Source organism: Bradyrhizobium sp. i1.15.2 (genome assembly GCF_040548425.1).
Taxonomy (GTDB): Bacteria; Pseudomonadota; Alphaproteobacteria; order Rhizobiales; family Xanthobacteraceae; genus Bradyrhizobium; species Bradyrhizobium canariense.
Map to the genome: position 1 here is coordinate 751176 of NZ_JBEPRQ010000001.1, position 18931 is coordinate 770106.

Below are 18931 nucleotides of genomic sequence, written 5' to 3' on the forward strand. Positions count from 1 at the left end.
CCAAACGTGGATGCCCGGCAACGACAAAGACAATGACCCCCTCCCGCATTCATCGCCTGACGCTGACGCATTTTCGTAATTACCGGGCGGCGGGGCTCGAGGCTAAGGCTGACATGGTGGCGCTGGTCGGGCCGAACGGAGCAGGCAAGACCAATTGCATCGAGGCGATCTCGTTCCTGTCGCCGGGACGCGGCCTGCGGCGCGCGACGCTGGACGACGTCGCCGACAACCAGGGCGACGGCTCCTGGGCGGTGTCGGCACAGGTCGAGGGCGCGCTGGGCCTTGCCACGCTCGGCACCGGCATCGATCCGCCGCGCGCAGATAGCCCGGTCAGCCGGCGCTGCCGCATCGACCGCGAACCGGTCAATTCGGCGGCGTCGTTCGGCGACCACATCCGCATGGTGTGGCTGACGCCGGCGATGGACGGGCTGTTCATGGGCGCGGCGTCCGAGCGGCGGCGCTTCTTCGACCGCCTGGTGCTTGCCATCGACAGTGACCATTCCAGCCGCATCTCCGCGCTCGAACGTTCCCTGCGCTCGCGCAACCGCCTGCTCGAGACGCGCAATTACGACGACCATTGGTGTGACGCGATCGAGCGCGAGACCGCGGAGCTTGCGGTCGCCGTCGCCGCAACCCGCGGCCAGACCGCGGCGCGGCTGACCGGCATGCTGAATGCACGCGCGCAGGCCTCCGCCTTCCCCTCGGCACAGATCGCGCTCGACGGCTGGATGGAGAACGCGCTGCTGACGGAGACCGCGACGTCGGTCGAGGACCGCTACCGCCAGATCCTGCGCGACAATCGTCCGCGTGACGCCATCGCCGGCCGCACCACGGATGGTCCGCATCTCACCGATCTCCAGGTGATCTACGCGCCGAAAAGCATGCCGGCGCGCGATGCCTCGACCGGCGAGCAGAAGGCGTTGCTGATCGGGCTGGTGCTGGCGCATGCGAGTCTGGTCGCCGAGATGACCGGCATCGTGCCGCTGCTGCTGCTCGACGAGGTCGTCGCGCATCTCGATCCCGGCAGGCGCGCTGCGCTGTTCGACGAGTTGCGCAAGCTCGGCGCGCAGGTGTGGCTGACCGGCGCAGATCCCGCTGCCTTCGCCGAGATCGGCGCCGGGGGCGAGATCTTTGACGTCGAAAGCGGACAGGTATCGGCCCGGCGGTAGTCGCCGCCATTGAACCAGCCCCATTTCCGCCGCGACTAGTTGCCGGAGGCGGCGCCGACGGTGACGCAGCCGGTTTTTACAATCGCGCAATGAAACATCACGCGCGATACCCGGGAGAGTGAGATGCGGACGGCGAGGTCCGGGGCGCAAGCTCCGGCACGATGGCGGGCGTTTGCGTGCGGCCTCGTCTTGCTCGCGACGTGCATGCTCGCTGCAAGCGCCGGCGCCTGGATGCCGAAGCCGCTGTTTTCAGCCGATCTCACGCCGGATCCCGATGTCACGCTGCCCGCACCGACCCGCTACAGCTTTAGAGGAATCCACACCACCCTGATGCGGGGCGTCGAAGCGCCGCTTCGCGTCAAGCTCGAAGCCACCGTGCCCGCCGAGCTCGGCGACGTCCTCGCTTTCTACCGCAGGGAGCTCGGAAAGCTCGGCTGGCAGGAGCAGCACGATGGCGCCGTCGTCTCCGCCGATCACGTCCAGCTCGCGTTCGTCTCTCCGCTCGGACCGGCCATGCTGGAGCTCGGCCGCAAGGACAGCAACACCTCGGTCCATCTCATGCAGAAGAACTCGGATACAGCAATCCGGGCGAACGTCATGCCCGAACCGGGCCAGGCGAAGCTGGTGTTCAGCAACATCGGCGAGACGGAAGCCGTGCTCGGGATCGACGCGCGGATCATCAAGCGCGCCGCCGGCGCTAACGCCGTATCGCTGGATCTGGCGCCCGGCAAATATTCCTACGAACTGAACGTCCCCGGCCGTCCGGCCCACAGCAACATCCTCACCGTCGCGGCCGGCGACGCCTGGGAGCTCACCGTCGGGCGCGACGGCGAGGCATGGTCGCCACTCCAACTGTATTGACTAGTCCGGGAGCTTTGAACCTGCCCGGTTCCTGCCGCGACTTCTGGTCTGAGGCCCCGCCGACGGTGTTGCAGCCGTTGCAATCGCGCGCGCCCAAGCGCCGCGCGGCATCCTGGAGACGTAACGATGGCGATGATCCCGCGCGGGATGCAAGTCCCGGCACGATGGCGGCTGCTTGCATGCGGTCTCTTCCTGATGGCGAGCTGCTCGATCGCGGCCGGCGCCGACGAGGGAATCGTCGACGTCCACGCGCTGCCCCAGATCGAAGGTGCGGTGGAAGACATCTCGCGCCCCGATCCCTATAGCGTCGAATATCGCGTACCGACGCGGCAGGCCGTGACGCTGCCCGCGGTCCAAAAGCTCCTGAGCGACAACGGCTGGGTGCCCTATGTGATGCCGCTGGAGGAGAAAAGCAGCCTGCTGAAGTTCAGGAAGGGACGACAGGGCCTTTCCGTTCATTTCACGCAGGCCCCGGGCCGGCCCGACCAGTCCGTGGTCTACTACACGACCGACCGGATCTACGGGAACGTGCCGTTTCCGGAGGGCGCAAGCGACATCGTGTTCGACGGGACCCGGCCCTATCTCGGCTGCATCGCGCCGACGCCGCTCGATGCAACGTCGGATTTCTACAGCAGCCAGATGGCTGCCATCGGCTGGCAGAAGCTCACGCCGGAAACCGCCGCGCGCTGGACGAGGGGCCTGGATGAAACCGTTCCCAACGGCCTGCGCGCGTTCTACGCGCATGCCGATAGCAAGGAGACCGGCTTCTACCAGCAGAAGCCCGTGATGCTGACGCTGACGCGCCGCGACGATGGCCGCACCCATGTCGATATCCGGGTCGCGCCCTTCGCGCTGCCCGGCGAGCTCAAAGCCGATAGCGATCTGGCCGGCCTGCCGCGGCCGAGCCCGACCAAGACGGCCATGGGCCTCGGCAGCGCGAGCGACAACAAGCGCGAGATGTCGGCCGCCGCGATGGCCGAGCTGCCCGCGGTACTCGCCTTCTATCACCGCGAGCTCGCCGCGCGCGGCTGGCATGAGGACGGCAGCGCACCGCTCGCGCCCGGCGACGAGGTCGCGATCAAGATCTCTTCCGCGGAGGAAACCGGCCTGCTGCGGCTTGGCCGCAAATACGATTTCACCATGGTCAGCCTGACGGCGCAGTTGAAGGACTCCGCGCTTGCCGCCCGCGCCAAGGCGAAGAAAGAGGCCGACGACAAGTTCCTTGGGGATGCGCTAGGCGCGGCCAAGCAGCTCATCACCGCCGACGAAGCCAGACGCAAGGTGCAGGCGGCCGCATTGTCGGACGCGCCGCTCAACGCGCTCGCCGACAGCAAGACCCCGCTGCCGCTGCCTGAAAACGCCGAAGGCGTGAACTTCGAAGGCGGCGAGGGCAGGCTCGAATTCTCCTCGTCATCGAGCGTGAAGGCGCTCACGGCGTTCTATCGCGCATCGCTCAAGCCTGCGGGCTGGAAGGAGCAGCCCTCCGTCATCAACCAGCCCAACATGGCGATGATGGAATTCTCCAAGAGCGGGAAGTCGATCTCGATGACCGTGATGCAGATGGGGCCGAAGGTAAACGTTAGCGCCAACGGCTCCGGTCTTGTTATCGCCGCGGCGAAGCCCGTCGAGGCCAAATCGAGGCAAGCCAAGGTGGTCCAGACCAAATCGAAGGAGCCGCTCACGCCCGATCCCGATTCGGCCCTGCCGGTGCCGACGCAGCACAGCTCGACCGGCATCAGCTCCACGAAATTCCCCGGCAGCGAGCAGTCGTTCCGGACCGAGCTCGAAGCCAGCATCCCCGCCGAGCTTGGCGAGGTCCTCGCCTTCTATCGCACGGAGCTGACCAACCGCGGCTGGCAGGAGAAGGCCGACGGCGCAATCGTAACGGCCGAGCGGGCGGAACTCGCGTTCACCTCGCCGGAGGGACCGGCCGTGCTGAAGCTCGGCCGCGCCAGGGACGAGACGACGGTCAGTCTGGTGCAGCGGAATCCGCAGGCCGCGGCAAAGGCCGACATCATGCCGAAGGCGGGACAGGCCAGGCTGATGCTCGGCAATATGGGGCCGAAGGAAGCATCGCTGACGATCAACAATCAAACGGTGAAGATCGCGGCTGGTGCCGGCGGACCGCAATCGCCGAAAGGCCCGATGCTCGATCTGCCGCCCGGCAAGTACCAGTACGCGCTGCGTCTGCCGGGGCGCCCTGCCCGCACCGAAACCCTCACCGTGGCCGCCGGCGATGCCTGGGGCCTCCTGGTGGGGCCAAACGGAGACGTGCTGCCGCTGCAGATGTATTGAGCCTGCAAGGCCGTTCCGGGGCGTTCCAAGCGCCTCGGAACACCCTTCGTTCCCCGCAATATCCGCGCCTTTCAGCGACCCCGAACGGCCTCTCGAATCGCGCTTTTTTCAGCGCCTCGAATTGGCCTTCGAAAGCCTTGAAAACCGGCCAAAAAATCCCATCTAATCAAAGACTTGCCGGGAGATACTTTGCGCTAGGCGCAATCCGTCTTTCGTGGCACAAATAGCCCGCATATCAGCGCCTTTTGCGCGGCTGATTCGGGCGACATCTCGAAGGCCTCTCATGACAGAACCTGCTCGGCAGACGCCTGCCGAAAACGAACCCTCAAATCCGAGCGATTACGGGGCGGAATCGATCCGCGTGCTCAAGGGTCTCGACGCCGTCCGCAAGCGCCCGGGCATGTATATCGGCGACACCGATGACGGCTCGGGCCTGCATCATATGGTCTACGAAGTCGTGGACAATGCGATCGACGAGGCGCTCGCGGGCCACGCCACGCGCGTGGACGTGATCCTCAACGCCGACAATTCTGTCACCGTGCGCGACGACGGCCGCGGCATTCCCGTCGACATCCACAAGGGCGAAGGCATCTCGGCGGCCGAGGTCATCATGACCCAACTCCATGCCGGCGGTAAATTCGACCAAAATTCCTACAAGGTTTCCGGCGGCCTGCACGGCGTCGGCGTCTCCGTCGTCAACGCGCTGTCGAGCAAGCTCGGCTTGCGCATCTGGCGCGACAACAAGGAACACTACATCGAATTCGCCCATGGCGATGCGGTCGCGCCGCTCAAGGTGGTCGGCGACGCGCCCGGCAGGCGCGGCACCGAGGTGACGTTCCAGGCCTCGACGGAAACCTTCAAGAACATCGAGTATGATTTCGCCACGCTGGAGCACCGGCTGCGCGAGCTCGCCTTCCTCAATTCCGGCGTTAACATCGCCCTCTCCGACATGCGTCACGCGGTCGAGAAGCGCGAGGAGATGCACTATTCCGGCGGCGTCGAGGAATTCGTCAAATATCTCGACCGCAACAAGAAGGCAATCGTGCCGGCGCCGATCATGGTACGCGCGGAATCCAACGGCATCGGCGTCGAGGCCGCATTGTGGTGGAACGACAGCTACCATGAGAACGTGCTGTGCTTCACCAACAACATCCCGCAGCGCGACGGCGGCACCCATCTCGCCGGTTTCCGCGGCGCGCTGACGCGCCAGGTCAACGGCTATGCCGAGGCCAACGCGAAAAAGGAAAAGATCGCGCTCACCGGCGACGATTGCCGCGAAGGCCTCACCGCCGTGTTGTCGGTGAAGGTGCCGGATCCAAAGTTTTCGTCGCAGACCAAGGACAAGCTGGTGTCCTCGGAAGTGCGTCCCGTGGTCGAGAACGTGCTCAACGAGGCGCTGCAGGCCTGGTTCGAGGAGCACCCCTCCGAAGCCAAGATGATCGTCGGCAAGGTGATCCAGGCGGCGGCCGCCCGCGAAGCCGCGCGAAAAGCGCGCGAGCTGACGCGCAAGAGCCCGCTGTCGGTCTCCTCGCTGCCCGGCAAGCTCGCCGACTGCCAGGAGAAGGACCCGGCGAAATCCGAGCTCTTCATCGTCGAGGGTGACTCGGCAGGCGGCAGTGCCAAGCAGGGCCGCAACCGCGAATTCCAGGCCGTGCTGCCGCTGCGCGGCAAGATCCTCAATGTCGAACGTGTGCGTCCCGACAAAATGCTGCACAGCGAGCAGATCGGCACGCTGATCACCGCGCTCGGCACCGGCATCAGCGACGAATTCTCGATCGAGAAGCTGCGCTATCACAAGATCATCGTGATGACCGACGCCGACGTCGACGGCGCCCACATCCGCACGCTGCTGCTCACTTTCTTCTACCGGCAGATGCGCGAGATCATCGACGGCGGCTATCTCTATATCGCCCAGCCGCCGCTCTATAAGGTCAACCGCGGCAAGTCCGAGCAATATCTGAAGGACGAGCGGGCGCTGGAAGATTATCTGATCGATACCGGGCTCGACGACTGCGTCTATATTCCCGGCACCGGCGGCGATCGCACCGGCCGCGACCTGCGCTCGCTGGTCGACGACGCCCGCGCCGTCCGTGGCGTCCTGCGCAGCCTGCACACCCGCTACAATCGCAAGGTGATCGAGCAGGCCGCCATCACCGGCGTGCTCAACAAGGCGATCTACGGCAATCCGGAGAAGGCCGCCGCGGCCGCGCAATACATCGCCGCCCGCCTCGACACGCTCGCCGACGAGGTCGAGCGCGGCTGGATCGGTCAATACGTCGAAGGCCATGGCTTCCAGTTCGAGCGCACGGTGCGCGGCGTCAAGGACGTCGCCCTCATCGATGACGCGTTCCTGGGCTCGGTCGAAGCCCGCAAGCTCGACGAGTACACGGTCAAGCTCCAGGACGTTTATGCCCGCCCCGGCAAGCTGCGGCGCAAGGACACCGAGCACATGGTCTACGGCCCGGTCGATCTGTTCGAAGCGGTCACCGACGCCGGCCGCAAGGGCGTCTCGCTGCAGCGTTACAAAGGGCTGGGCGAGATGAATCCGGAGCAGCTCTGGCAGACGACGCTGGACGTCAATGCGCGATCACTGCTCCAGGTGAAGGTCAAGGAGGTCGATGAGGCCGACGACATCTTCACCAAGCTGATGGGCGACGTGGTCGAGCCGCGCCGCGACTTCATCCAGGAACATTCGCTGAGCGCGACGATCGATATCTGAGGCCGCTGGCTTTTGGATTTCGAACTGCTGGCCAAGCGCTCGCTGCAACCTCTCCCGCTTGCGGGGGAGGTCGGCGCGAAGCGCCGGGTGGGGGCTTTCTCCTCGCCGGGATACGCTCCGTAAACTTCGACAATCCCATCGCTGAAGCACCCCCTCCCCAGCCCTCCCCCGCAAGCGGGAGAGGGAGCGCACCTGTGTCGGGGCTGCGAAGCGATCGAGCCGCGACAAGTGCAGAATTGCTCCCGCGCTCAATTCTCGGTAGTTTCCGCCTCCAAACCAGCCGCCCCACCCAAAAACACAGCGAGAGACCACGTGGCGCCCATCCAGTACATCGTCGAGGGCGGTCACCGGCTCTCGGGCTCGATCGAGCCGTCCGGCAACAAGAATTCCGCGCTGCCGATCATCGCGGCAGCCCTGCTCACCGAGCATCCGGTGACGCTGGAAAACGTGCCGCGGATCCGCGACACCGAGACGCTGGTCGAGCTGATCCGCTCAGTCGGCGCTGCCGCGGAATGGACCGCCCGCAACACGCTTCATATTCACGCCAAGAGCATCCGCGCGGCCGATCTCGATCCGGACTTGTGCGTCCGCATCCGTGCCTCGATCCTGCTCGCGGGCCCCCTGCTCGCCCGCTGCGGCGAAGTGATGCTGCCGCCGCCCGGCGGCGACGTCATCGGCCGCCGAAGGCTCGACACGCATGTGCTCGCGCTCGAGCAATTGGGAGCCAAGGTCACCGCGACCGACCGGCTCGAATTCCGCGCTTCGAAGCTGACCGGCGCCGACGTGTTCCTGGACGAGCCCAGCGTGACCGCGACCGAGAACGCGCTGGTCGCAGCCGTCGCCGCCGAAGGCACCACCTATTTGCGCAACGCCGCGTCCGAGCCGCATGTGCAGGACCTCGCCAACTTCCTCGTTGCGCTCGGCGCTGAGATCGAGGGCATCGGCACCAACACCATGATTGTGCACGGTCCGGCGACGCTGGGCGGCGCGACCTACCGGATCCAGCCCGACCATATCGAGGTCGGCTCGCTGATCGGGCTCGCAGCCGTGACGCGTTCGCCGCTTCGCATCGTGCGCGCGGGCGTCGAGCATCTGCGCTCGATCCGCATGGGATTCGAGCGGCTCGGCATCGTCTGCCGCATCGAGGGCGACGATCTCATCGTGCCCTCGAACCAAACGCTGAAGATCCAGGACGATTTTGGCGGCCACGTGCCGAAGCTGGAGGACCAGCCCTGGCCGGCCTTCCCCGCCGATCTGATGTCGATCGCGATCGTCACCGCCACGCAATGCGAGGGCGTGATCCTGATGTTCGAGAAGATGTTCGAATCGCGGATGTTCTTCGTCGACAAGCTGATCGCGATGGGCGCGCGCATCGTGCTGTGCGATCCGCATCGCGCCATCATTGCCGGTCCAAGCCGGCTGCACGGCGCGACGATGACCTCACCCGACATTCGCGCCGGCATGGCCATGCTGCTCGCGGCCGTCTGTGCCGAGGGCACCTCGACCATCAACAACGCCGACCAGATCGAGCGCGGCTACGAGCGCATCGACGAACGGCTGAATGCGCTCGGCGCGAAGATCAGGCGCGTGCCCGAGCGGAAGGGGTGAGGCGCTTTCCGGCTCGAGATCGAAGAATGGTCTCGTGCCCCGGACGCAGCGCAGCACGCCAGTGATGCGCTGCTGAGCCGGGGCCCATGCGGCTGAGAACTGCGCTCGCGATTTTCTGGGTCCCGGCTCTGCGCAGCATCGCTTCGCGCTGCAGCGCGTCCGGGACACGCGCGAGGCCATGTTTTCGTCGCCCGGCTGTGCTATTGACCCGGCCATGCTCGACACCATCCAGCCTCGTTCGCAGCCGCAAGCCGGCGTGCCGCCAAATCCTCTCGCCGACGAATTCGTCGAGACGCTGCGGCTGGCCGTACCGATGATGCTGACGCAGCTCGGGCAGATCGCGATGATCACGACCGATCTCGCGCTGATCGGGCGGCTCGGCGAGAGCGCGGTCGCAGCAGCAGCGCTGGCGCATACGGTCTATTTCGTCAGCTTCACCTTCGGGCTCGGATTGATGGCGGCGGTGTCGCCGCTGGTCGCGCAGGCCTTTGGCGCCGGCGATATCAGACGCATCCGCCGCTCCTTGCGCGTCGGCTTGTGGGTCGCGTTGCTGATCTCGCTGCCGATGATGGCCTCGCCGCTCTATGGCGAGCACATCCTGGTCGCACTCGGTCAGGCGCCGCACTCGGCCGCGCTCGCCCAGCGTTATCTGAATGGCCTCGCCTGGGGCATCGCGCCGGCGCTCGGCTTCATCGCGCTGCGCAGCATGATGAGCGCGGTGAACCGGCCGCAGGCCCCGCTGTGGATCACGCTCGCGGCGATCCCCGTCAATGCCGCATTGGTCTACGCCCTGATCCACGGCCTGTTCGGCCTGCCGGAGCTCGGCCTGTTCGGCGCGGGGCTTGCGACCACCATCGTCAATCTCGGCACGTTCGTCGCCACGCTCGCCATTGCGGGGCTGCGCAAGCCGTTCGCGGACTATCGTCCGCTTGCCCATCTCTGGCGAATCGACTGGCCCCTGATGCGCAAACTCATCGCGATCGGCGCCCCGATCTCGTTCTCGCTGCTGCTGGAATATGGCCTGTTCTCTTCGGCGGCGCTGCTGATGGGGTTGATCTCGATCACTGCGCTCGCGGCGCATCAGATCGCGCTCCAGGTCACCGCCGTGCTGTTCATGGTCCCACTCGGTATCGGCATGGCGGCCACCGTGCGGGTCGGCCACGCCTTCGGCCGCGGCGACCCGGCCGCAGTGAAGCGCGCAGGTCTCGTCGCCGCCGTGATCGGGATCGCGTTCGTCTCGGCGCTGACCGTTGCGATCATTCTCGGCCGCTATCAGCTGGGACGGCTGTTCTTCGGCAGCAGCGAAGCCAGCATGGCGACCGTGGAGCTGACCGCAACGCTGCTGCTGGTCGGCGCGACCTTCTTCATTGCCGATGCCATCCAGACCATCATGGGCGGCGCGCTGCGCGGCATCAATGACACCAGGATGACGTTGGTATTCGCCGCGATCGGCTATTGGTGCGTGGGCTTTCCCATCGCCTGGTGGCTTGCCTTTCACGCCGATCTCGGCGCGGTCGGTGTCTGGATCGGACTGTCGATCGGATCGTTCGTCTATGCCGGACTTCTGATCTTGCGCTTCCGGATGCTGACGCGCAGACTGGCGGGATGAACGGGACTGTCCGCGAAGTTACCCCCGATGTTGACGCCGGCACGCTGCTGGCCGGTGCGCAGTTCATCGACGCCTTTCGCGTAGAGATCGGCACAGCACCGGTGAATGCCCGCGAGGCCTGCACCAGGATGGTGTTGCAGGGACCGCGCTGGATCGGTGCACTGACACGCCTGCGCAACATTCTGGTGACGCCCTTTGGATTGAAGACATCGGGCGAGGGCACGCCAGCGCCGGGCGGTTTGATCGGCTTGTTTCCGGTGCTGAGCGAAACGCCGGAGCAGCTGGTCGCCGGGTTCGATGATTATCATCTCGACTTCCGCATCGTGGTCGATGTGGCCGGCGAAGCGGTGCCGCGCCACGTCACCTTGACCACGCTGGTGCGGACTAACAATCGGCTGGGCCGCGCCTACCTCGCGCTCATCACGCCCTTCCACAAGCTTGTGGCCCGCAGCATGATGGGGCGGATTGCGGAGCCGGCCCGGTGACGCTCTCCGTCGACCTCTTCTACTCCTTTCGCAGCCCGTTCAGCTATCTGGCGCTGCCCAAGACGCTGAAGCTCGTCGAAGACTACGATCTGGCGGTGAATTTGCGGCCGGTCTATCCGCTCGCAGTCCGAGTGCCCGGGTTTTTCAAGAAGGCCAGCCCGAACTTCATTCGCTATGTGGTGCTCGACAGCAGGCGCGTGGCGCAGCACGAGGGCATTCCGTTCCGCTTTCCGAGGCCGGATCCGATCGTCCAGGACAAGACAACATTCGACGTCGCGGCCGAGCAACCCTACATCCACCGCCTGACCCGGCTTGGTGCCATGGCGCAGCTCGAGGGACGCTCGCTCGCATTCACCGACGCGATCGCCCGCGTGCTGTGGGACGGCTCGGTGGCGGGCTGGAACGAAGGCGATCATCTTGCGCGCGCCGCCGACAAGGCCGGCTTCGATCTCGCCGCGATGGATGCCGCGATCACCGCCGACCCGGATCGCTACGAGCAGGTGATCACGGAGAACGAGAAGGACCACGCCGCCTCCGGCCATTGGGGCGTGCCGACCTTCGTGTTCGAGAACGAGCCGTTCTTCGGCCAGGACCGCATCGATTTGCTGGTCTGGCGCATGCAGGACAAGGGCCTGACGCGGCGCTAGCTCACTCCGCCACGCGCGCGGGCTTGTCGGTCGCGGCCTCCGACCATTCGCCGACGACGCGATCGAGATCGCAGAGATTCTGGTGCATCTGCTCCAGCGAAAAGCCGAGCGCGAAGAAGCGCTCCGCGGTGTCGCTGGGCTGGCCGCGGATCAGGCCATCCTGACGCACGGCGGCGACTGCCTCGGCATAGTGCTGAAGCGCGACATGCACGGGGTGGATCGGCGGCGCGCCGGCGCCCTCGCGCAAGGCTGCGGCCGCCGAACGCAGGAAGCGCGCGATCACGGTCGAGACTTCCGTCAGCGGTGCGGCAAGCCGTGTCTGCACCTCGGCCGGCAACGGCACCACGGTCGAGCGGCCGATCATCACGACGTCATGGCGCAGCCGCAAGATCGTGCGCAACAACGGGCCGGTGTCCGGCCCGCTCGACAATCGCGCCGAGCGCTCGCGCTCGGCTTCGGCGCCAATGGTATTCATGCCCACCATTGCGGTGCCGATACCGTCCTGAATCCGATGCAGCGCGTCATTGTCGCGGCCGCGCGTCAGGCCCGCGAGCAATTCGGTGAAGGCCTCCGCGATCAATTCGAGCAGTTTTGCCGCGCTGGCGCGGATTTGCCGCACCGCGCGCGAGGGCAGCACCAGGAAGGAGACGAGCAGCCCCGTCACCGCGCCGACCGCGACTTCGCTGACGCGATCGATCGCAGAGGCCATGGGATCGGCATGATGCATCGAGGGAAGCACGAGCACGATCACGGCCGTCACCGTTGCAGAGCTCAGATTCGGATAGATCGATGCGACAAAGGCAAGCGGCGCCACGGCCAGCACCAGCAGACCCAGCAGGCCCAGTTCGCCGGAATAGGGGATCAGGATTGCGATGGCGCCGCCATAGATCGCGCCGCCGATGGTGCCGAGCATGTAGTCGCGTGTCGCCTTCAGCGAGCGCCCGACGCTCATCTGGGTCACGATGATGGACGTGAGGACGGCCCAGAGCGGCAACAAGAGATGCAGCGCGGTGGCGAGCGCGTAGGCGCCGGTGGCCGCCACCGTGACCCGGACCGCCAGCCCCAATTGGGTCTTTCGCGACCAGACCCGGTCGAACAGCTCTCCTGCGAATGCCATGGTCGCGTATCCCCGTCCAACCCTCGTAAGCCAGCCAAAAGCATAGCTGATGCCCGCAGCCCCGAGGCCGCTTGAAAGGCCAAATCAGCCCGCCTAACTTGCGCGCCAAAACGAGGAAACACGATGGCTCACGAAACCGCAACGCTCGCCGCCTATGTCGCCAACCTGAAATTCCAGGATATTCCGACGGAAGTGCTGGATCGGACAAAAGTCCTGACGCTGGACTTCCTCGGCAGCGCCATCCGCGCCCGCAGCGAAGCGGAATCCACCCCCTCGATCCTGAAGATGCTGGAGGCGCTTGCGCTCGATACCAAGGGCGAATCCACCGTGTTCGGCGACACCAAGACCTGGACGCCGGCGGTCGCGGCGCTGCTCAACGGCGCCCTCGGCCATTCGCTCGACTTCGACGACACGCATGCGGATTCCTCGCTGCATCCGAGCGCGCCGGTCGTTCCGGCCGCCTTCGCCGTCGGCGAGATGGTCGGCGCGTCGGGCCGCGACGTGCTGACCGCGATCGTGGCGGGCTATGAGGTCTGCTGCCGGCTCGGCAACGCGCTCGACCCGACCTCGCATTATGCCCGCGGCTTCCATCCGACCGCCACCGCCGGCACCTATGGCGCAGCCGCGGCCGCCGGCAAACTGTTCGGCCTCTCCGAGCAACAGCTCATCGCCGCCTTCGGAGTCGCCGGCAGCCAAGCCGCGGGCTCGCTGCAATTCCTGGTCAATGGCGCCTGGAACAAACGCTACCAGGTCGGCGCCGCCGCGATGAATGGCGTGATCGCCGCGACGCTGGCGCGCAACGATTTCGTCGGCGCGACGGAATCCGTCGAGGGCAAGCATGGCCTGCTCGCCGGCTACACCGACGATGCGCATCCCGACAAGGCGGTCGCCGAGCTCGGCAAGACCTACGAGACCATGAAGATCGGCGTCAAACCGTATCCGAGCTGCCGCTATACCCACGCCGCGATCGACGCGCTGATCGCGATGCGGCGCGAGCACAATCTGACACCCGATCAGGTCAAGCGGGTGGAGATCGGCCTGCATCGCAACGGCATCACGCTCACCGGCGACGCCGCGACCAAGCGGCACCCGACCTCGATCGTCGGCGGCCAGTTCTCGATGTTCTTCACCGGCGCGCTCGCGCTCGATCAGGGGTCATTTGGCTGGGACGACTACACCCGCCTTGGGGACGCAGCCATCGACGCGCTCGCCGACAAGTTCGACGTGGTACAGGACGATCGTCTCGAAGTCGGCCGCACTCACCCCTTTGGCGCGCGCGTGAGTATCACGACGGACGACGGCGTGCACGAGCGGCTCTATGCCGATCCCTCGGGAGAGCCGACCTCCTTCCCCGATGCGCGGGCGATGCAGCAGAAGTTTTTGACGCTGGCCCGCCCGGTGCTGAACGCGCGCGCGGAGAAATTCGCGGACGCGATCATGACGCTGGAGCGGTTCGATCGCGTGGCGAAGGCGACGGAGCTGGGGAGGTGAAGCACCTCAATTCACCCCCGCCAGCTTTCCCTTCTCGCGCGTAACCGCAACCACGTCGCGCACCAGATCGAACACACCGTCGGCTTCCGGCGGCGCGTTCGGCGAACGGCCTAACCGCACGATCACGAGTCGTTCCGACGGAATCACGATCGTGTACTGACCGATGGTGCCCTTGGCGAAGAAGGCATCACGCGGCCAGCCGTGCTCGACGCGGAAGGTCGCGCCAAAGCTGTCGCCCTGGTTGGTCCAGAAGCCGGCGCCGATACCGACCCAGGCATTGGGCGTCGCCGACACCGAATAATTCACCCAGCCCTCGGGCAGGATGCGCTTGCCGCCGGCGACGCCGTCGTTGAGATAGAGCTGGCCGAACCGCGCCCAGTCGCGCGCGGATGCGAGCATCTCGCTCGACCCCTTGATCGTGCCGGCGCCGTCGAGCTGGAGCGTGACGTGGCGCATGCCGAGCGGCACGAACAATTCGTGGTGCGCGAAGGCAAGCGCTCCTTCGGAATTGCCGCCGGCGGCCTTGCGGATCAGATGCGCGAGCATGATGGTGTTGCCATCGTGATAATTCCACACGGTGCCCGGCGCGGTCGCAAGCGGCATGCTCGCGGCATAGGCGGCCATGTCGGCCTCCACGAATTTCATGCGATTGACCGGCTCGAACGCCGAGCCGAGCGAGGCCTGCAGCGAGCTGCCGAGCGCCAGGCCGGCGGTGTGGCGCAGCAATTGATCGAGGGTGATGGCGTGACGCGGATCGTCCGGATTTGTCCAGGCGGCGACCGGTGCGGGCCCGTCCAGCTTCAGTCTGCCCTGGCGCACGAGAATCCCGGTGAGAGCCGAGATCACGGACTTGGTCATGGAGAAGCCGAGCAGCGGCGTCTCCGGTCCGATGCCGTCCGCATAGCGCTCGGCGATGACGCGACCCGATTTCATGACGACGATTGCGCGGGTGCGGCGGAATGGCGGCGATGTCGGCTCAGCGAAGGCGCGATCGAGCGCGGCTGACAGCTCCGGGCTTTGCGGCGACACGATTGCGGGGCCGGCGATCTCGGGCAACAACGCCGGCTGCCTGTCATCAGGCGGCAGCCGGACGTCGGCAATCTCCGCACCGTGCTCAAGCGTGCAGCCGAGGCCCTCGCGATACACGGCATGGCTGCGGCCAATGCCGAACAGCGTCACCGTAACGTCCTTGCGCGCGCGATCGACCTGATAGTCCATCGCCCAGGTGAGCAAACCGGCGCCCGGCATCGCATCAATGGTCTCCGTCAAATTACGCCTGACATCGAGGCCCGAGACAAACGTCTCGGAACAGAGCACGTCGGCGATGAAGCCGGTGGCGACCTTGGGCACGTCATGGGCGCGAACCGCGCCGAGCGCGAGGCCGGCAAAGACGATGGTGGCGGTGAGAAGGACAATCTTGCGGCGGGTCACGGGCTTGCTCCGGCTTGAGGCGTGTGCCGGAGACGAAGCGGCATTCACGCGATGCCCGCTCGCCGAATTTGGAAAACGGCGTAGCTGGAAACCGCGAGACGCTCGCCGATTCTGAGATACTCTAGATATTTCAGTGCACTAAGGCCTAGACAGCATTCACCTTGAGCCGCCGGTATTCCGTCGGCGTCACGCCGGTCACGGCCTTGAAGGCGCGGTTGAAAGGGCCGAGCGACTGGAAGCCAGAGTCCATCGCGATGGTGATGACGGGGACCTCGGCCTGAGCGGGATCGGCCAGCGCGGCCTTGGCCTCCTCGATCCGGTGGTTGTTCAGGAACACATTGAAATTTCGGTAGCCGAGCCCCTGGTTGATCAGCCGACGGAGCCGGTATTCGGGAATTTTCAGCCGGCCCGCGAGCACGCCGATGCTGATGTTCTCCTGGCGATAGATCCGCTCGTGCGCCATCAGCCGCATCAGGGCGTCGATCAGCTTTTGGTCGGCGGCGTCCTCGCCCACAGGCTGGCTCGCCGCGATCGCCGGCGCAGCCTCCGCGGCGGCCGGAAACAGGTCGGCGCCGTCGACCCGCATCATCGCATAGACGATGGCCACAACGATGCCGGCGAGCACGCCGGCGTTGACGGTGTTGGCGACATCGCCGACCTCGCTGCCGGCGACAAGGATCTGGAGCAGCGCGTTCAATCCGCCATAGAGCGCGGCAGCACAGACGATGAAGATGCGAACACGGCGGCGGCGCTCGACCAGATCGGCCGACCATGAGCCGATCGTCTGCATGATCGCGAGCGCAATGAAGCCGAGCACAATCAGGTTCACCGCGGTGACGGCGAACCGGACATGCCCGCCGGGTGCGATCCAGAGACAACTGACGAAGCTGAACGCTGTCACCAACCCCCAGGTCAATCCGTGCCACCGGCGCAGGCGAAACTCATCGTCGAACAATGCGCGCGTGAACAGCCAGAACACCACGATATTGCCGGTCGACACCGCGATCAGCGGCGCATGCCATGCCGGGACCAGCGATGAAGTTCCGACGGAATAGCTCACAGCATGCGCGGCCGAGCCGAGCGCAAAGGCCGCACCGAGCCGGGCTGCCAGCACATTGCGGAAATCCGAGAGCAATGACGCTGCCAGCACCAGCAGCAGCGCCACGGCGGCGGCGCGAAAGGCGAGCTCGGTTGCGGCAAGGGTCATCGGGTGATGCGATGGGTCGCGGTTGACATCAGCCAAACATCCTTCGTCAGGCGTATGTTTTCAAGCACCATCCGCACCACAGCTGTCATCGTCCGGCTTGACCGGACGATCCAGTACGCCGAGACGGCAGTGATCGAACCGATAGGCCGCGGCGTACTGGATCGCCCGCTTTCGCGGGCGATGACGGCGGAGTGTGTGGCCCAGGCTTAGCCGCGACGGCCGCACGAAATCCTGCTACGATTTAGCTCGAAAAAGCCAAAAGGAGCCCTACCATGAGCTGGCAACCCTCGAACGATCCCGTGCTCGGCGATCCCATGTCCTGCGATGCGCTCGATCTCGTCATCGTGCCGCGCACGCGCGATCTCGGCGACGGCTTCGCGGTGCGGCGCGCGCTGCCGCACGGCAAGCGGCAGATGGTCGGACCCTTCATCTTCTTCGATCATTTCGGGCCGGTGCAATTCGTCTCCGGCAAGGGCATGGACGTACGGCCGCACCCGCATATCGGGCTTGCTACCGTCACCTATCTGTTCGACGGCGCGATCATGCATCGCGACAGCGAGGGCAACATCCAGGAGATCCAGCCCGGCGCGATGAATTTGATGACAGCCGGCCGCGGCATCGCGCATTCCGAGCGCACGCCGGATGTGCAGCGCGCCTCGGGGCAGAAGATGCTGGGCCTGCAAAGCTGGATCGCGCTGCCGGCCGGATCGGAAGAGATCGCACCGTCGTTCCAGCACTACGGCGCGGGTGACCTGCCGATGGTCTCCGAGCGCGACTTCACCGCGAAGGTGATCGCGGGCTCGGCCTTCGGCGTCACCTCGCCTGTTTCGATGGTGTCGCCCTGGTTCTATACCGAGGTCACGGCGGTCGCGGGCGCGATCGTGCCGCTCGATCCCGATCACGAGGAGCGCGCCATCTACGTCGTCGATGGCGAGGTCGAGATCGCGAACGAGCGCTACGAGGGGCCGCGACTGCTAATCTTCCGTCCGGGCGACCGCATCACGGTGAGGGCGCTCAAGGCCACGCGGATGATGTTTCTGGGCGGCGACGCCCTGGAGGGCCCGCGCCACATCTGGTGGAATTTCGTCTCCTCCAGCAAGGAGCGGATCGAGCAGGCCAAGCAGGACTGGAAAACCGGCCGCTTCGCCGCAGTTCCGCAGGAACATGAGTTCATTCCGCTGCCGGAATAGGCTATCCCGGTTTCCGGTCGCGCGATCAGGCGCGGCCGGATGTCCTGTCGCAAGGCCTTGCTCCGAAAGTTCTGCCGATGACCGCCATGCTCTCCAGCGACCTGCCCCTGCCTAAGATCGGGCGCGGCAAGGTGCGCGATATCTACGCCGTCGACGACGACCGCCTGCTGCTCGTCACCACCGACCGCATCAGCGCCTTCGACGTCGTGATGGGCGAGACCATTCCGATGAAGGGCGCGGTGCTGACGCAAATCAGCGCCTTCTGGTTTGGCGAGCTCGAAGGCGTGGTGCCGCATCACATGATCAGCGCCGACACCGACGAGATCATCGCCGCTGTGCCGGCCTTGAAGCCGCATCGCGCCGAAATTCTCGGCCGCGCCATGCTGTGCCGCCGCACTACGGTATTTCCGATCGAATGCGTGATCCGCGGTTATCTCTCGGGCTCGGCCTGGAAGGAATATGCGGCAAGCGGGACGCTGGCCGGCGAGAAGCTGAAAGCAGGCCTTGTCGAAAGCGAGAAGCTGGAGCCTTCGATCTTCAGCCCGGCGACCAAGGCCGAGACCGGCCATGACGAGAACATCACCATCGCGAAGATGCGCGAGGTCGTCGGCGACGAGACGGCCTACACGCTCGAGAGCATGACGCGCGCGATCTACACGCTCGGCGAGGAGCTCGCCCGCGAGCAGGGCATCATCATCGCCGACACCAAGTTCGAATTCGGCCGCGACAAGGACGGCCGCATCATCCTGATCGACGAAGTCATGACGCCGGACTCCTCGCGATTCTGGGCCGTCGACGCCTACAAGCCCGGCCAGCCGCAGGCGAGCTTCGACAAGCAGCCGCTGCGCGACTATCTCGACGTCGAACGCCGCGCCGGCCGCTGGAATGGCGACGCCCCGCCGCCGCCTTTGCCCGCAAGCGTGGTGGACGCGACCAGCAAGCGATATCTGGAAGCATACCGCCGGGTGACGGGGAGTGAGCTGAAGATTTAGCTCGGCTGTTTCGTCCCGCTCCGTCATTGCCCGCCGGCTCGATGCCTCCCCGGCGTCGTCCTGGCGAAAGCCAGGACCCATACCGCGAGGTCTCTCGCGTGCGTTCGGTG

At 65.8% G+C, this 18931-nt stretch carries 14 protein-coding genes; 11 read left to right on the forward strand and 3 right to left on the reverse strand.

Annotated elements, in window-relative coordinates:
* Positions 1–32 precede the first annotated feature (32 nt).
* The 8 genes from recF (at position 33) to ABIB80_RS03560 (ending at position 11393) form a co-directional block, all read left to right on the forward strand.
* Positions 33–1169 (forward strand): DNA replication/repair protein RecF, encoded by a 1137-nt coding sequence (recF, locus tag ABIB80_RS03525; protein ID WP_007598270.1) that lies wholly within the window; start codon positions 33–35, stop codon positions 1167–1169.
* Between the two features lie 123 nt (positions 1170–1292).
* A complete protein-coding gene (locus ABIB80_RS03530) occupies positions 1293–2030 on the forward strand; it encodes a hypothetical protein (RefSeq protein ID WP_007598273.1) in 738 nt (245 codons plus the stop codon).
* Between the two features lie 126 nt (positions 2031–2156).
* Positions 2157–4325 (forward strand): hypothetical protein, encoded by a 2169-nt coding sequence (locus ABIB80_RS03535; protein ID WP_354127079.1) that lies wholly within the window; start codon positions 2157–2159, stop codon positions 4323–4325.
* A 283-nt stretch (positions 4326–4608) separates the two neighbouring features.
* Positions 4609–7044 carry a DNA topoisomerase (ATP-hydrolyzing) subunit B gene (gyrB, locus tag ABIB80_RS03540; protein WP_007598276.1) on the forward strand — a complete coding sequence of 812 codons (2436 nt, stop codon included), beginning with the start codon at positions 4609–4611 and terminating at the stop codon, positions 7042–7044.
* A gap of 312 nt (positions 7045–7356) precedes the next feature.
* Entirely contained in the window at positions 7357–8652 is a 1296-nt protein-coding gene (gene murA, locus ABIB80_RS03545) for a UDP-N-acetylglucosamine 1-carboxyvinyltransferase (RefSeq protein ID WP_007598277.1), read from the forward strand.
* A 214-nt stretch (positions 8653–8866) separates the two neighbouring features.
* The gene (locus ABIB80_RS03550; RefSeq protein WP_007598278.1) at positions 8867–10261 is read left to right on the forward strand and encodes an MATE family efflux transporter; all 1395 of its coding nucleotides are present in this window, start codon (positions 8867–8869) and stop codon (positions 10259–10261) included.
* Complete coding sequence (locus ABIB80_RS03555) at positions 10258–10746, forward strand: DUF2867 domain-containing protein (protein ID WP_007598279.1); 489 nt, start codon at positions 10258–10260, stop codon at positions 10744–10746. Before ABIB80_RS03550 ends, ABIB80_RS03555 begins: the two co-directional genes overlap by 4 nt.
* Positions 10743–11393, forward strand: a complete 651-nt coding sequence (locus ABIB80_RS03560; protein WP_007598280.1) for a 2-hydroxychromene-2-carboxylate isomerase — start codon at positions 10743–10745, stop codon at positions 11391–11393. The genes ABIB80_RS03555 and ABIB80_RS03560 overlap by 4 nt, the downstream gene beginning before the upstream one ends.
* A 1-nt stretch (position 11394) precedes the next feature.
* Here the strand turns inward: ABIB80_RS03560 and ABIB80_RS03565 are convergent, their stop codons facing one another.
* The gene (locus ABIB80_RS03565; RefSeq protein WP_007598281.1) at positions 11395–12510 is read right to left on the reverse strand and encodes an FUSC family protein; all 1116 of its coding nucleotides are present in this window, start codon (positions 12508–12510) and stop codon (positions 11395–11397) included.
* Positions 12511–12633: 123 nt separating this feature from the next.
* Between ABIB80_RS03565 and ABIB80_RS03570 the strand changes: the two genes are divergently transcribed.
* A complete protein-coding gene (locus ABIB80_RS03570) occupies positions 12634–14001 on the forward strand; it encodes an MmgE/PrpD family protein (RefSeq protein ID WP_007598282.1) in 1368 nt (455 codons plus the stop codon).
* Between the two features lie 6 nt (positions 14002–14007).
* Here the strand turns inward: ABIB80_RS03570 and ABIB80_RS03575 are convergent, their stop codons facing one another.
* Together ABIB80_RS03575 and ABIB80_RS03580 are read right to left on the reverse strand one after the other, a co-directional pair.
* The gene (locus ABIB80_RS03575) at positions 14008–15432 is read right to left on the reverse strand and encodes a serine hydrolase domain-containing protein (protein ID WP_007598283.1); all 1425 of its coding nucleotides are present in this window, start codon (positions 15430–15432) and stop codon (positions 14008–14010) included.
* A 145-nt stretch (positions 15433–15577) separates the two neighbouring features.
* Positions 15578–16639 carry a helix-turn-helix domain-containing protein gene (locus tag ABIB80_RS03580; RefSeq protein WP_007598284.1) on the reverse strand — a complete coding sequence of 354 codons (1062 nt, stop codon included), beginning with the start codon at positions 16637–16639 and terminating at the stop codon, positions 15578–15580.
* Between the two features lie 272 nt (positions 16640–16911).
* Between ABIB80_RS03580 and ABIB80_RS03585 the strand changes: the two genes are divergently transcribed.
* Positions 16912–17829 carry a pirin family protein gene (locus ABIB80_RS03585; RefSeq protein ID WP_007598296.1) on the forward strand — a complete coding sequence of 306 codons (918 nt, stop codon included), beginning with the start codon at positions 16912–16914 and terminating at the stop codon, positions 17827–17829.
* Between the two features lie 77 nt (positions 17830–17906).
* Complete coding sequence (locus ABIB80_RS03590; protein ID WP_007598297.1) at positions 17907–18821, forward strand: phosphoribosylaminoimidazolesuccinocarboxamide synthase; 915 nt, start codon at positions 17907–17909, stop codon at positions 18819–18821.
* Positions 18822–18931 lie beyond the last annotated feature (110 nt).

Bases quoted from the DNA above. Each gene is read 5' to 3' on its own strand.
- recF (WP_007598270.1), top strand. From the start codon at position 33: ATGACCCCCTCCCGCATTCATCGCCTGACGCTGACGCATTTTCGTAAT.
- ABIB80_RS03530 (WP_007598273.1), top strand. From the start codon at position 1,293: ATGCGGACGGCGAGGTCCGGGGCGCAAGCTCCGGCACGATGGCGGGCG.
- ABIB80_RS03535 (WP_354127079.1), top strand. From the start codon at position 2,157: ATGGCGATGATCCCGCGCGGGATGCAAGTCCCGGCACGATGGCGGCTG.
- gyrB (WP_007598276.1), top strand. From the start codon at position 4,609: ATGACAGAACCTGCTCGGCAGACGCCTGCCGAAAACGAACCCTCAAAT.
- ABIB80_RS03550 (WP_007598278.1), top strand. From the start codon at position 8,867: ATGCTCGACACCATCCAGCCTCGTTCGCAGCCGCAAGCCGGCGTGCCG.
- ABIB80_RS03555 (WP_007598279.1), top strand. From the start codon at position 10,258: ATGAACGGGACTGTCCGCGAAGTTACCCCCGATGTTGACGCCGGCACG.
- ABIB80_RS03565 (WP_007598281.1), bottom strand. From the start codon at position 12,510: ATGGCATTCGCAGGAGAGCTGTTCGACCGGGTCTGGTCGCGAAAGACC.
- ABIB80_RS03570 (WP_007598282.1), top strand. From the start codon at position 12,634: ATGGCTCACGAAACCGCAACGCTCGCCGCCTATGTCGCCAACCTGAAA.
- ABIB80_RS03580 (WP_007598284.1), bottom strand. From the start codon at position 16,639: ATGACCCTTGCCGCAACCGAGCTCGCCTTTCGCGCCGCCGCCGTGGCG.
- ABIB80_RS03585 (WP_007598296.1), top strand. From the start codon at position 16,912: ATGAGCTGGCAACCCTCGAACGATCCCGTGCTCGGCGATCCCATGTCC.
- ABIB80_RS03590 (WP_007598297.1), top strand. From the start codon at position 17,907: ATGACCGCCATGCTCTCCAGCGACCTGCCCCTGCCTAAGATCGGGCGC.